This window comes from Delftia sp. WSY_12 (assembly GCF_043104645.1).
GTDB lineage: Bacteria > Pseudomonadota > Gammaproteobacteria > Burkholderiales > Burkholderiaceae_C > Comamonas > Comamonas tsuruhatensis.
Map to the genome: position 1 here is coordinate 343,688 of NZ_JBICKW010000016.1, position 12,653 is coordinate 356,340.

Sequence of the window (12,653 nt, forward strand, 5' to 3'; positions counted from 1 at the left end):
CCGTGCTCCCTGGATTGTGCTGCCGGCCCTCGCATGGCAGCGCTATAAATGCAGCTTCGCCCAAGAATTACCACCCGCAAGGCCGCCCATGAACGCCCCCGCCCCCCATGACATGCTGCAACCCCTGGCCATCGACGTGGTGTCCGTGCAGTCCCAGGTCGTCTACGGCCGCGTTGGCAACAACGTGGCCATGCCCACGCTGCAGGCACTGGGACTGGCGGCGGCGGCCGTGCCCACGGTGGTGTTCAGCAATACGCCGCACTATCCCAGCATCCACGGCGGAGCAATTGCCGCCGAGTGGTTTGCGGGCTATCTGCAGGACCTGGGCGCGCGCGGCGCGCTCGGGCAACTGCAGGCCGTTCTGGCCGGCTACCTGGGCGGGCCGGAACAGGCCGGGCTGCTGGCGGACTGGGTGGCGGGCCTGCTGCAGCAGCGCCCCGGCCTGCGCGTGGTGGTGGACCCGGTGATCGGCGACCACGACAGCGGCATCTATGTGGACCCCGCCATGGTCGAGGCCTACCAGCGCCACCTGCTGCCCCTGGCCGACGGGCTGACACCCAACCATTTCGAGCTGGAACGGCTGACCGCGCGCCCTGTGCACGGCATGGACGATGTGGTCCAGGCCGCACGCAGCCTGCTGACCGGCCGCACGCAGTGGGTGGCCGTGACCAGCGCGGCGCCCGAGCTGGGCGGCGAGCATGCACTGCGCATGCGCGTGGCGCTGGTCACGCGCGAGGACGTGCATGTGGTCACTCACGCGCGCGTGGATGCGGTGCCCAAGGGAACGGGCGACTTGTTCAGCGCCGCGCTCACCGGCCACTGGCTGCAGGGCGCCAGCCTGCGCGAGGCGGCCGAGCGCGCCTGCGAACGCATCGTGCAGGCGCTGGAGCGCACGCGGCAGGCGCGCAGCGCCGAGCTGCTGCTGCCCTCGGACCCCGTCGCCGCCCGGGCAATGACCGCGCAGGCAGCACCGGCAGCACGGGCACAAGCGATACCATCGCCCGCATGAACAATGCATCGCCTCTCCTTTCCCTGACGATTCTCACGGGCGCTTCGCGCGGCATGGGCCTGGCCATGGCCCGGCAACTGCTCGATGCCGGCCATGAGCTGGTCACGCTGTCGCGCTCCACCAGCGAAGACCTGAACCGGGCCGCCGCCACGGCAGGCGCCCCGCTGCAGCAGTGGAGCGTGGACCTGGGCGAGCCCGAGGCAGCGGCCCGCAGGCTGGGCGAATGGCTCGCCGGGCTGGACGCCACGCGCTACGCCAGCGTCACCCTGATCAACAACGCGGGCGTGATTCCGCAGATCGCGCCGCTGTCGCAGCTGCGGCCCGCCGACATCGCCCAGGCCATGCGCGTGGGACTGGAGGCGCCCATGCTGCTGACGGCCGCCTTCCTGGCCGCCACCGAAGGCTGGACGGCCGTGCCGCGCAAGGTGCTCAACATCTCTTCCGGCCTGGGGCGGCGCGCCATTGCCTCGCAGGCCTCCTACTGCGCGGCCAAGGCCGGCATGGACCATTTCAGCCGCAGCGTGGCGCTGGACGAGGCGCTCAAGCCCCACGGCGCGCGCATCTGCTCGCTGGCGCCCGGCGTCATCGACACCGACATGCAGGTGCAGCTGCGCAGCGCCGATGCCGCAGCCTTTCCCGACGCAGGCAACTTCGCCCAGCTCAAGGAGGGCGGCAAGCTGTCCACGCCCGAGCAGGCCGCCACCCTGGTGCTGGGCTGGCTGCAGCGCGCGGATTTTGGCGAGCAGGTCGTGGCCGACGTGCGCCAGCCCTGAACGCACGGGTCTGGCAGGCCCGATGCCGCAATGGAAATCCCGGCAGCAGACAGAAACATATCGCCGTGCTGCCGGAAACAATCCAGCCATTCGCCCTGGAAAATATTCCGCAAGTTTTACCGGTTGCAGGAATCATTTCCCATATCCAGGCCGCGCATTGCCTTCAAAAACGTCATCTGGCAAAGGATGACGTTTTTCGTCTGCGTTTGCCAGTCCCGCTTTTCCAATCCTCCTACAGTGGCATTTATTGCGGCTGGCAAGAATGGGGCACTCAACTCCAGGAAATCCAGCCATGTCCATTGCCTATTCCGATCCCCTGGCAGCGCCAGTGGTCCCTGCGGCCAATACATCCGTCAGCGGTGTTTCATGGGCGGCGATATTCGCGGGCGCCATGGCGGCGGCCTCGCTGTCGCTGCTGCTGTTCATTCTGGGCACGGGCCTGGGCCTGTCGTCTGTCTCGGTATGGACCGGCCAGGGCATGGATGCCGGCGCCCTGGGGTGGACGGCCGTGGCCTGGATCGCCTTCACCCAGCTGGCCTCCGCCGGCGTGGGCGGGTACCTGGCCGGGCGGCTGCGCACCCGCTGGCAAGGCGTGCATACGGACGAGGTCTACTTCCGCGACACGGCCCACGGCTTTCTGTCCTGGGCGCTGGCCACGCTGGCCATGGTGGCCCTGATGGGCGCTGCGGCCGGTGGTGCGGTGTCCGGCGCCTTCAAGGCGGCGCAGACCGTGGCCACCAGCGCCTCCAGCGTGGTGGGCGGCGCGATCGGCGCCGCCGGCGGTGCGGCTGCTGGCGGTGCCGCAGCCATGGCCGGTGCCTCGGGCGCCGACGCCTCGCCCCAGGGCCTGGCCTACTGGACCGGCAGCCTGTTCCGCAATTCCGCGGCAACCTCCGGCAGCACAACGCCTGCCGACATGGCCAGCGCCACGCGGGAGGCCGGCGTGATCTTTGCCCAGTCGCTGCGCACCGGCCAGCTTTCTGCGGCCGATGAGCAATATCTGGCCCAGCTGATTGCGCGCAATTCCGATATTCCGGTGGAAGAAGCGCAAAAGAAAGTGCGAAGCACCTTTGATTCCGTACAGATGCAGATAAAGCAGGCCGAGCAAAAGGCAGAAGAGGCCAAGCAAAAGGCCAAGCAGGCCGCTGAAGAAACGCGAAAGGCCACCGCCCATTCCATGCTCTGGCTGTTTGTTTCCCTGATGCTGGGCGCCTTTGTGGGCAGCCTGTGCGCCACCTGGGGTGGCCGCCAACGCGATGCCATTTGATCCTGCATCGCAGTCAACACCATCCAACCATTCATTGAACGGAGGCCATTCATGCGATCCATACTGCTTTTTCTTCTGGGCGTGCCCATTCCCATCATCATTTTGATTGCACTGATGTTCTGAAGGAGCGCCGCATGCCCGCACCGCGCCGCAGCCACCCGGTCACGCAGCAGCCGCGGCGGGCTGCTGCGGCCGGCGGGCAGGACAAGGCTGCCGCTTCGCTGGCGGCCTACCGGCAAAAGCGCGACTTCACGCGCACGCCGGAGCCCTCGGCAGAACCTTCCAGCGACGCGATTGCAGGGCAGCCCGGCACGGGTGTCCTGCAATTCGTCATTCAAAAGCACTGGGCCAGCCATCTGCACTACGACTTCCGGCTGGAGCTGGACGGCAGCATGAAAAGCTGGGCCGTGCCCAAGGGCCCCAGCTACGACCCGGCCGACAAGCGCATGGCCGTGCAGGTGGAAGACCACCCCATGGCCTACAACCGCTTCGAAGGCCAGATTCCGCCGGGCCAGTACGGCGCGGGCAAGGTCATCATCTGGGACCGGGGCACCTGGTGGCCACAAGGCGACGCCGCCGAGGGCCTTCGCAAGGGCAAGCTCAAGTTCGAGCTGCGCGGCCACAAGCTGCAGGGCCGCTGGACCCTGGTGCGCATGCGCGGCAAGGACGATGCCAAAAAACCCGCGTGGCTGCTGATCAAGGAGCATGACGGGCTGGAACGCGCCGCCGGCGAATTCAGCGTGGTCGAGGACATGCCCGACAGCGTGGCCGGCCTTCCCCTGGAACCTGCAGCAGCGGCAACGACAGAAACAACAACAGCAACAGCGCCAGCGGCAGCGCGAAAGCAGCACGCCGGCACCGCGACCATGCCGCAGGAGATCGCCCCCCAGCTGGCGACCTTGGTGGACCGCCCGCCCACGGAGGCCGGGCAATGGATCTTCGAGAGCAAGTTCGACGGCTACCGCCTGCTGGCGCGCATCGACAGCGGTACCGTGCGGCTTGTCACGCGCAACGGCAAGGACTGGACCGCCAGAATGCCTGCCCTGGCCCGCGCCTTGGCGGCCCTGCCCTTGCAAACAGGCTGGATCGACGGCGAGGTGCTGATGCTGGACAGCGACGACCGCCCCGACTTCCAGGCCCTGCAAAATGCCTTCGACGGCGAGCACACCGACCTGCTGGTCTTCTTCGCCTTCGACCTGCTGTGGCACGACGGCCAGGACCTGCGCCAGCAGCCCGTGGAACAGCGCCGCCAGCGGTTGCAGGAGCTGCTGCACAAGGCGCCGTCGGACCGCGTTCGGTTCAGCCAGGCCTTTGACGCCCCGCCCGCCGACCTGATGGCTGCCGCCTGCCGGCTGGGCCTGGAGGGCGTGATCGGCAAGCGGCGCGGCAGCGCCTACGTCTCGCGGCGCAGCATGGACTGGATCAAGCTCAAGTGCGGCCACCGTCAGGAGTTCGTGATCGCCGGCTATACCGATCCCCAGGGCTCGCGCACCGGCCTGGGGGCCCTGGTCCTCGCCGTGCATGGCGAGGACGGGCAGCTGCACGCGGCCGGCAAGGTCGGCACGGGTTTCAACGCACGCACCCTGGCCGACCTGCGCCAGCGCCTGGACGGCCTGGCCACCGGCACATCCCCGCTGGCAGACACCCGGGGCCTTGGCAGCCAGGTGCACTGGGTGCGCCCCACCCTGCTGGCCGAAGTCTCGTTCGCGCAATGGACCGCGGACGGCCGCATCCGCCACGCCGTATTCCAGGGCCTGCGCACGGACAAGCCTGCGCGCCGCATCGCAAAAGAGGAGCCACAGCACGTGCCATCGACCGCATCTTCACCCCGCACCGCAACCCGCCACAAAGCCGCCCCGCCCCGCATGGCCAAGGCGACGCGCCTGCCCGCCACGATCGCCATCACCCATGCCGAGCGTGTCATCGACCCCTCCACCGGCATCACCAAGATGGAGCTGGCGCGCTACTACGCCACGGTGGCCCCCTTCATGATCACCCACCTCAAGGCCCGGCCCGTGGCCATGGTGCGCGCGCCGGAGGGCATCGAGGGCGAGCTGTTCTTCCAGAAACACATGGACCAGACGCCGCTGCAGGGCATTGCCGCCCTGGCGCCCGAACTCGATCCCGGCCATGCGCCGCTGATGGAGGTGGCGCGGCGTGAAGGCCTGGTGGCGGCTGCGCAGATGAACACCATCGAATGGCACACCTGGAATGCCCGCCGGGACCGCATCGACCGGCCCGACCGCATGACCTTCGACCTGGACCCCGGCGAGGGCGTGCCCTGGACGCAGGTGCAGGAAGCGGCCACCTTGCTGCATGTGCTGCTGCAGGAGCTGGAGCTGCCGGCCTTCCTCAAGACCAGCGGCGGCAAGGGCCTGCATGTGGTCGTGCCGATCAAGCGGCTGCTGGACTGGGACACGGTCAAGGCCTTCTCCCAGGCCGTGGTCCAGCACCTGGCCAGCACCGTGCCCCAGCGCTTCGTGGCCAAGAGCGGGCCACGCAACCGCGTGGGAAAAATCTTCGTGGACTACCTGCGCAACGGCTTTGGCGCCACCACGGCCTGCGCGTGGACAGCGCGTGCGCGGCCCGGCATGGGCATCTCCGTGCCCGTGGGCTGGAACGAGCTCGACAGGCTCACGGGCGGCGCGCACTGGACCATTCGCTCGGTGGACCAGCGCCTGCGCCTGGGCAACTCGCCCTGGGAGCACTACGGCACGGCGGCCACCAGCCTGGGCCGCGCCATGAAGGCGCTGGGCTTCGAGGCACCGGCCCGCGAAGAGCCGCCAACGAGGAAAGCACAACGATGACCAGGAAAGCCACATCTCCCCGCACGGCCCCGGCCGTCTCCTCGCGCAGCCTGTGGAAGGGGGCCATCAGCTTTGGCCTGGTCCACATCCCGATAGGCCTGTATGCGGCCACGGCCAGCACGGACATCGACTTCGACTGGCTGGACAAGCGCAACATGCAGCCCGTGGGCTACAAGCGCATCAACAAGGTCACGGGCAAGGAGGTGGCCTCGGCCGACATCGTCAAGGGCGTGGAATTCGAAGAAGGCCGCTACGTGGTGCTGAGCGCCGAAGAGATTGCCGCCGCCTTTCCCAAGACCATGCAGACCATAGAGATCGAGGCCTTTGTCGATGCCGACGATATCCCCTTCATCTACCTGGAGCGGCCCTACTACACCGCCCCCCTGCACCGGGGCGGGAAGGTCTACGCACTGCTGCGCGAGGCGCTGCGCAAGAGCAACAAGGTGGGCGTGGCCAAGGTCGTCATCCAGGCCAAGCAGCACCTGGCCATCCTGATCCCCTGCGGCCGGGCGCTGGTGCTGAACCTGCTGCGCTGGGGCGGCGAGATCCGCTCCTTCGAGCAGTTGGACCTGCCGCCGCTGGACGCAAGGGCCGCAGGCATCAAGGCCGCCGAAATGACCATGGCCCTGGCACTGATCAAGGACATGAGCCAGGCCTGGGACGCCGACCAGTTCCGCAACTCCTTCAGCGAGGAAATCCACCAGCTGGTGCAGGCCAAGGCCCATGCGGGCGACGTGCAAAGTGTGCAAAGGCAGCAGGACGCGCCCGCCGCACCCGCCAACGCAGCCGTGCTGGATCTGACCGCCCTGCTCAGGAGCAGCCTGGGCAAGGCAGGCAGCGGGGCCCCCGCCTCCGCGGCCAAGGAAAAAAATACCGGGGCGGCGGCAAAAGCTGCAAAAGCTGCAAAAGCGCCCGCGACCCGGACAACACCCAAGCCCCGAAAGCCAGCGTCCAAGGCGCCTGCAAAACGTTCAACATCCAAATGAAACGGACCATTGCCGTTTTGCATAATCTACAAATGGCATTTCATGATAAAAAATACATGCATTTTTGCCGCAAAAATGGATTCCATGATATTCATAGCAAATTCCAATGATTTACCAAAAGTAATCTTCCGAATTTCCTACACGCCGTGGATTTTTCAGGCAGCACAATGAAATTGCAGTGATGACGGCATCGCTGTTTACTTAAGGAGTATGGAAATGACGCAACAGACCAATAACTCTCAAGGCAACACGGCCAGCAACCAGCAAAACGACAAGAACAAGCAGAACCAGCAGCAGCAACAAAACAATCCGGGGCAGCAGCAGCAAAGCAATCCCAATAATCCCAACCATCAGCAACAGCAGAGCAACCCCCAGCGCAACCAGCCGGGTCAGCAGCAAAAGCAGGACAGCCACCAGCAGCGTTGAGCCGCAGGTTGCATGACCTGAAAAAAGGGTCCTCCGGGCCCTTTTTTTATTTTCCCATTGCGGCAACTGAAAAACATACCGTTGCTCCGCTTGAAAATATCCGCGTCAAAAGAACATGGCGTTCATTCCCAAGGAGTGCATCATGGTCAAGAAAGCCCCAGCTGAAAAGAAATCCCCATCCCAATGCCCCGTTGGCCACGGCGGAGAACTCCAGCAGCAGGCCGAAGCCTCTCATCCTGTATTGACGACGCAGCAGGGCATACCGGTTGCGGACAACCAGAATTCATTGAAGCAAGGGCCAAAGGGACCCACGCTGCTGGAAGATTTCATATTGCGCGAGAAAATCACGCATTTCGACCATGAGCGCATTCCGGAGCGGATCGTCCATGCACGCGGCACAGGTGTCCACGGTTATTTCCAGCTGATCGATTCACTGGAGCAGTACACCACCGCCAAGGTGCTGACCGAAACCGGCAAGCAGGTGCCGGTCTTCGTGCGCTTTTCCACCGTGGCCGGCGGCGCAGGCTCGGTGGACACCCCGCGGGACGTGCGCGGCTTCGCCATCAAGTTCTATACCGAAGAGGGCAACTGGGATCTGGTCGGCAACAACATTCCGGTGTTCTTCATCCAGGACGCCATGAAGTTTCCCGACCTGGTCCATGCCGTGAAGATGGAGCCGGACCGGGGCTTTCCACAGGCTGCCACGGCGCACGACACGTTCTGGGACTTCATCTCCCTCATGCCCGAGTCCATGCACATGGTCATGTGGATCATGAGCGACCGCACCATCGCGCGCAGCCTGCGCATGATCGAGGGCTTTGGCGTGCACAGCTTCCGGCTGGTCAATGCGCAAGGCAAAAGCACCTTCGTGAAATTCCACTGGCGGCCCGAGCTGGGCATCCAGTCCACGGTCTGGGACGAGGCCCTGAAGCTGCAGGCCGCCGACAACGACTACCACCGCCGCGACCTGTTCGAGGCCATCGAGGCGGGCGACTACCCGGCCTGGGAGCTGTGCGTGCAGCTGTTCTCGCAGGAACAGGCCGACGCCCTGCCCTATGACCATCTGGACCCCACCAAGATCATTCCGGAAGAGGAAATACCGCTGCGCAAGATCGGCCGCTTCGTGCTGGACCGCTGGCCCGACAACTTCTTTGCCGAGACCGAGCAGGTCGCCTTCTGCCCGGCCAACCTGCCCCCGGGCATCGACTTCAGCAACGATCCGCTGTTGCAGGGCCGCCTTTTCTCTTACCTGGACACCCAGCTGTCGCGACTGGGCGGGCCCAACTTCACGCAGCTGCCCATCAACGCGCCCAAATGCCCGTTTGCCCACGACCAGCGCGACGGCCATATGCAGACCCAGGTGCCCAAGGGCCGCGTGGCCTACGAGCCCTCCAGCCTGCAGGCCGACAGTCCGCGCGCCTCGGCGGCGCGCGGCTTCAGGCACTTTGCCCAGGATGACGGGGACGGCGCCAAGGGCCGCATCCGCCCCGAAAGCTTTGCCGACCACTACAGCCAGGCGCGCATGTTCTACGCCAGCCAGAGCGCGGTGGAGCAGGCCCACATCGCCAGCGCCCTGGTGTTCGAGCTGTCCAAGGTGCAGACGCCGCATGTGCGACTGGCCGTGGTGGGCCACCTGCAGGTGATAGACGCCGACCTGGCAAAGCGCGTGGCCGACGGCCTGGGCCTGCCCCAGCTGCCGCCTGCCGCCAAGCCAGCCGTGCCCCCGCAAAAGCTGCCGCCCAGCCCGGCCACGCGCATCATCGACCGCATGAAACCCACACTGCAGGGCCGCTGCGTGGCCATCCTGGTGGATGAAGGCTCCAGCGCCCGGCACATTGCCGCCTTCCACAAGGCCCTGGTGGCGCAAAAGGCCAGCGTGAAGATCATTGCGCCCAAGATCGGCGGCGCCACGCTGGACGACGGCAGCCACCTGCCCGCAGACGGCCAGCTGGCCGGATCGCCCTCGGCGCAGTTCGACGCCGTGGTGTCCATCCTCACGCCCCAGCGCGGCGAAGCCCTGGCCCGGGAGGCGGCCGCCCAGGACTGGTTCCGCGATGCCTTCGGCCACCTCAAGGCCATTGCGGCCTGCAAGGCCACCGGGCACATCCTGCAGACCGCGGGCATCACGCCGGACGAGGGCGTGTTTCCCATCGACACGCCCAAGCCCTTTGTCGAAGGCGCCAAGAAACGCTTCTGGGACCGCGAGCCCACGCTGAGGACGCTGGCCTGAGGCCGCCGGCCACCGGCTTTTGCGAATCATTGCTACCAAATGTCAACGCTTCGGCCCCGTGCAAGGGTCCGGGCATGGCGATTGCTGCAGCGGCTGCATGGCCGCTGCGGCCCGCCACCATCACAGGAGAAACCGTTCCATGATCGCTGCACCACCCACACCGCCTGCCACACCTCCCGTCGCTCCGCCGGTCAATCCGCCGCCGACCGAGCCGCTGGTGCCACCCGTGGGTGATCCTCCGCCGGCTCCGGCGCCTTCGCCCTATTCCGATCCCCCCATCGCACCTCCGCCGCCGCCGCCGCAGGGGTTGCACTGACTGCAGACCTCATCCATGTCAACGACCGCATGCCCGGCTGGCGCCGCCTGCGGCGTGGCAAAGGCTTTTCCTATGTGGACCAGGACGGCAGGCCCGTGCGCGACGCCCAGGCGCTGGAGCGCATCCGCAAATTGGCCATTCCACCGGCCTATGTGGATGTATGGATCTGCCCTGACGCCCGGGGCCACCTGCAGGCCACGGGCCGCGATGCCCGCGGGCGCAAGCAATACCGCTATCACCCGCAGTGGCAGGAGCAGCGCAAGCAGGTCAAGTTCGACCGCATGCGCGAGTTCGGCCGGCATCTGCCCGCCATTCGGCGTGCCGTGGCGCGGGACCTCAGGCCGGGGCGGCCGCAGCTCGAAACCGTGGTGGCCACCATCGTCTGGCTGCTGGACTGCACGGCGCTGCGCGTTGGCAATGACGAGTATTCAGAAGCCAATGGATCCTTCGGCCTGACCACGCTCAGGAACCGCCACGCCCAGGTGCGCGCCGGCGAGCTGACGCTGAGCTTCAAGGGCAAGAGCGGCGTCGCCCAGCAGGCCCGCGTGTCCGACCGGGCCGTGGCCCGCATCGTCAAGCGCTGCCAGGACCTGCCGGGACAGCGGCTTTTCCAGTTCGTGGACGACGAGGGGGATGTTCACCATGTGCGCTCCGAGCACGTGAACGACTACATCCGCAGGATCTGCAGCAAGGCCGGGGCAGACGAGGCAGACGGACCGGACTTCAGTGCCAAGGACTTCCGTACCTGGCATGCCAGCGTGTACGCGCTGGAGCTGGCCATGGCCGCCGCAGCGTCACCGGCGGGCAGCCGCCATCCGGGCGCGCTCACCTCCACGGACCTCATCGCCGAGGTGGCGCGGCGCCTGGGCAATACCTGTACGGTTTGCCGCAAGTTCTACATCCATCCCCAGGTACTGGCCCTGTGCGAGCAGCCCGGACAATGCCCGCCCGCCGCGACCGCTGCACCCGCACGGCGCACGCGCGGGCTGAGCGCCAAGGAATGCCTGTTCCTGGGCCTGCTGGAGCCCCAGCCCCGGCCCCGCAGGACCCCGCCCCGCCGTGGCCAGGGCGCCAGCCGCCGGCCCGCCTGATCCGCTTGATCCTCTCTTTGCGGCGACGGCGGCGGGGACCGGACCACCCGGCAAGCACTGTGCCTGTGGACTGACACAGATGCATACATCCCAGCCCCTAAACTGCCGGATCATGAATTTTTGTCAAAACAGGCTGCGGCCAGCAGCTCTGGAGGCCATGGAATGAACCACGTGCTGATCGTCGATGACGACGCGGACTCGGCAGCCACCATGCGCGAACTGGTGGGCGTCGACCGCTTTTCGGTCGCCGTGGCCCACACCCTGCGCGATGCGCGCCGCCAGATGGCCATGCAGCCGCCCAGCCTGGTTCTGCTGGACCTGCAGCTGCCCGATGGCAACGGCATGGACCTGTTCGGCGACCGGCAAGTGCCGCAGGACTCGCAGATCGTGCTGGTGACCGGCCATGCCAGCCTGGACTCCTCCATCGAAGCCCTGCGCCGAGGCGCCATGGACTATCTGGTCAAGCCCGTGGGCATAGGCCGGCTCGAGGACATTCTTTCGCGCTTTCTCATCCCCACGCCGGGCCTGTCGGGCGCGGACAGCCGCAACGGCGCAGGCCCGGCCTCCGATCAGATCACGGCACAAGACCATTGCGCACCCGCTGGCAGCTACTGCGCGCAGGAAGGCCGCTTTGGCCGGCTCCTGGGCCAATCGCCTCCCATGCAGCGCCTGTACCAGCAGATGGAGCGCGTGGCAGGCACCTCGGTCACGGTGTTCCTCACGGGGGAGAGCGGCACCGGCAAGGAGGTCGTGGCGCAGACCCTGCACGACTTGAGCCAGCGGCGCAGCCGCCCGTTTCTTGCCGTGAACTGCGGCGCCATTTCGCCGCATCTCATCGAAAGCGAGATCTTCGGCCACGAAAAGGGCAGCTTCACGGGCGCCGACCGCCAGCACCAGGGCTTTTTCGAGCGCGCGGCCACGGGCACGCTGTTCCTGGACGAGATCACGGAAATGCCCATGGAGCTGCAGGTCAAGCTGCTGCGCGTGCTGGAGACCGGCCGCTTCATGCGCGTGGGCTCCACCCAGACGCTGCAGACCGATGTGCGCGTGATCGCCGCCACCAACCGCTGCCCCTTCGAGGCCGTGGCCAGCGGCAGGCTGCGCGAGGACCTGCTGTACCGGCTGAACGTCTTTCCCATCGAGCTGCCGCCGCTGCGCGAGCGCCTGTCCGACGTCCCGCTGCTGGCCCAGCACTTGCTGCAGGCCATCTCTCAGCGAGAGGGGCAGACCAAGCAGTTCACGGCGTCGGCCCTGAGGCAGTTGGCGCAGCACAGCTGGCCCGGCAATGTGCGCGAGCTGCGCAATGCCGTGCAGCGTGCCTACGTCATGGAGCCCGGCCCGCAGGTAGGCACCGAATGGCTGCCCCGCCCACCGGTGGCCATTGCCCAGCCCGCCCCCATGCCGGTGTCATTGCACGCATCCGTGCCTGCACAGCTGGCCGCCAATGCCCCGCAATTGCCGCCCACTGCGCAGGCCGCGCCTGTCGCCGTGCATCCGTTCGCCGACCACGGCGCGGCAGGCGATGCCTACGACCTGCCCGATATGGAGCCGGCCACCATACAGCTGCCCATCGGCATGACCATGGCGCAGGCCGAGCGGCTGCTGATCCAGGCCACGCTCAAGCAGTGCAAGTACCAGAAGGAACGCACGGCCGCCGTGCTCGGCATCAGCCTCAAGACGCTGTACAACCGGCTCAAGGACTATGCGGGCGGCAAAAAGGACAGGACGGACGCCGAACCCGGCTGACA

The 12,653-nt window shown here is 66.7% G+C and carries 9 protein-coding genes; all 9 read left to right on the top strand.

What is annotated here, in order from left to right:
- Positions 1-88 precede the first annotated feature (88 nt).
- The 9 genes from pdxK (at position 89) to ACF8LI_RS11200 (ending at position 12,651) form a co-directional block, all read left to right on the top strand.
- Complete coding sequence (gene pdxK / locus ACF8LI_RS11160; RefSeq protein ID WP_392412687.1) at positions 89-1,009, top strand: pyridoxine/pyridoxal/pyridoxamine kinase; 921 nt, start codon at positions 89-91, stop codon at positions 1,007-1,009.
- A complete protein-coding gene (locus ACF8LI_RS11165) occupies positions 1,006-1,782 on the top strand; it encodes an SDR family NAD(P)-dependent oxidoreductase (RefSeq protein WP_046240202.1) in 777 nt (258 codons plus the stop codon). The genes pdxK and ACF8LI_RS11165 overlap by 4 nt, the downstream gene beginning before the upstream one ends.
- A gap of 292 nt (positions 1,783-2,074) precedes the next feature.
- On the top strand, positions 2,075-3,049 hold the full coding sequence (locus tag ACF8LI_RS11170) for a hypothetical protein (protein WP_016451500.1): 975 nt from the start codon (positions 2,075-2,077) through the stop codon (positions 3,047-3,049).
- A 134-nt stretch (positions 3,050-3,183) separates the two neighbouring features.
- Positions 3,184-5,856: a DNA ligase D gene (gene ligD / locus ACF8LI_RS11175; RefSeq protein WP_392412690.1), complete on the top strand. Its 2,673-nt coding sequence runs from the start codon at positions 3,184-3,186 to the stop codon at positions 5,854-5,856.
- Positions 5,853-6,842: a Ku protein gene (locus ACF8LI_RS11180; protein ID WP_061287951.1), complete on the top strand. Its 990-nt coding sequence runs from the start codon at positions 5,853-5,855 to the stop codon at positions 6,840-6,842. Before ligD ends, ACF8LI_RS11180 begins: the two co-directional genes overlap by 4 nt.
- 216 nt (positions 6,843-7,058) lie before the next feature.
- Positions 7,059-7,268, top strand: a complete 210-nt coding sequence (locus ACF8LI_RS11185; protein ID WP_050042492.1) for a hypothetical protein — start codon at positions 7,059-7,061, stop codon at positions 7,266-7,268.
- 142 nt (positions 7,269-7,410) lie between these two features.
- A complete protein-coding gene (locus ACF8LI_RS11190) occupies positions 7,411-9,498 on the top strand; it encodes a catalase (RefSeq protein ID WP_392412692.1) in 2,088 nt (695 codons plus the stop codon).
- 345 nt (positions 9,499-9,843) lie between these two features.
- Positions 9,844-10,905 (top strand): DNA topoisomerase IB, encoded by a 1,062-nt coding sequence (locus tag ACF8LI_RS11195; RefSeq protein ID WP_392412694.1) that lies wholly within the window; start codon positions 9,844-9,846, stop codon positions 10,903-10,905.
- 162 nt (positions 10,906-11,067) lie between these two features.
- On the top strand, positions 11,068-12,651 hold the full coding sequence (locus tag ACF8LI_RS11200) for a sigma-54 dependent transcriptional regulator (protein ID WP_203400788.1): 1,584 nt from the start codon (positions 11,068-11,070) through the stop codon (positions 12,649-12,651).
- Positions 12,652-12,653 lie beyond the last annotated feature (2 nt).